Below are 1653 nucleotides of genomic sequence, written 5' to 3'. Positions count from 1 at the left end.
TTACCCCTCAGCGCGGATCAAATAATCAAAGGCAGATAATGCAGCCTTCGCACCTTCACCTGTCGAAATAATAATCTGCTTATACGGTACAGTCGTACAATCACCCGCTGCAAATACCCCTTGAACATTGGTTTCATTGCGATCATTAATCACAATTTCACCTCGCTTAGACAGCTCAACGTTGGATGCTTGCAAAAAGTCTGTATTCGGTAATAAACCAATTTGAACAAAGATTCCAGCCAGTTCAACTGTATGTTCCGTATTCGTGGCACGATCTTGATATTTCAGTGCCGTTACTTGTGAACCATCACCAATCACTTCAGTGGATAAAGCATTCAAAATTACCGTGGTGTTAGGCAAACTATGCAGTTTGTTCTGTAACACTTGGTCGGCACGCAGTTGGGTATCAAATTCAACCAAAGTCACATGTTCAACAATACCCGCCAAATCAATCGCCGCTTCAACCCCTGAATTACCACCACCAATCACGGCCACACGTTTGCCTTTAAACAAAGGGCCATCACAGTGTGGACAGTAAGCCACACCACGAGTTTTGTATTCTTGCTCACCCGGTACATTCATCTCTCTCCAACGTGCACCAGTCGACAAAATAATGGTTTTAGATTCCAGAATGGCACCATTTTCTAAAGTCACTTCAACCCGTCCATGCGCTGTTTCATCTGCACCTTTGATGCTCGACACTTTTTGTAGATTCATGATGTCTACATCATAAGCACGTACATGGGCCTCCATTTCAGCGGCAAACTTTGGCCCTTGGGTTTTTTGCACCGAGGTGTAGTTTTCAATGTCCATGGTATCCATGACTTGTCCACCGAAGCGTTCTGCCACAATACCGGTGTGAATCCCTTTTCGTGCAGCATAAATGGCAGCAGTATTGCCCGCAGGACCACCTCCAATCACCAGTACATCAAAAACCTCTTTGGCATTGAGTTTTTCTAGATCTTTACTGGATGAGCTTGAATCAAGCTTGGCCACAATTTCTTCTAAAGTCATACGACCTTGACCGATATGTTCACCATTTTGGAACAGCATCGGGACGGCCATGATTTTGCGCTGTTCTACTTCATCTTGAAAGAATGCACCATCGACCATGGTGGCTGTCGTACCTGGGTTGTGAATCGCAATCAGGTTCAAGGCTTGCACCACATCTGGACAGTTATGACAGCTTAAAGACACAAATACTTCAAAGTCAGAGCTTAAGTTTAAGCCTTTGATTTGTGCCAAAACGTCATCAGAGACTTTGGGTGCATAACCTGAGACTTGTAACAAAGCCAAAATCAAAGAAGTGAACTCATGTCCCATCGGTAAACCTGCAAAGTTCACCCGAGCTTGTTCTCCGACTTTGGCAATACCAAAACTTGGACGACGGCTATTGTTTCCATCAAAACGTACGCTGACTTGATCAGACAATGCAGCCACTTCGGTGACCAGTTCTTTGATTTTTTCAGATTTGTCTGAATCATTTAAAGAGGCAACCAATTCAATTGGACTTTCTAAACGTTCAAGGAGTGTTTTTAATTGTGCTGAGGTATTTTGATCTAACATGGCTTAAGTCTCCAAGGGAGTAAATTTATATGCAATGCAGTGATCATAAGGCAATTCAAGGAATAGATAAAACAGTTTGTTTTTATT

At 43.0% G+C, this 1653-nt stretch carries 1 protein-coding gene; it reads right to left on the bottom strand.

Annotated elements, in window-relative coordinates; genetic code table 11:
• Positions 1-1566: an alkyl hydroperoxide reductase subunit F gene (gene ahpF, locus GA0116959_RS14140; RefSeq protein WP_092721208.1), complete on the bottom strand. Its 1566-nt coding sequence runs from the start codon at positions 1564-1566 to the stop codon at positions 1-3.
• Positions 1567-1653: the final 87 nt, after the last annotated feature.

The sequence above is a fragment of the Acinetobacter albensis genome, from assembly GCF_900095025.1.
Classification (GTDB): Bacteria; Pseudomonadota; Gammaproteobacteria; order Pseudomonadales; family Moraxellaceae; genus Acinetobacter; species Acinetobacter albensis.
Note: the sequence above shows the minus strand (reverse complement) of the source record. Positions and strands in the feature narration are given on the sequence as shown.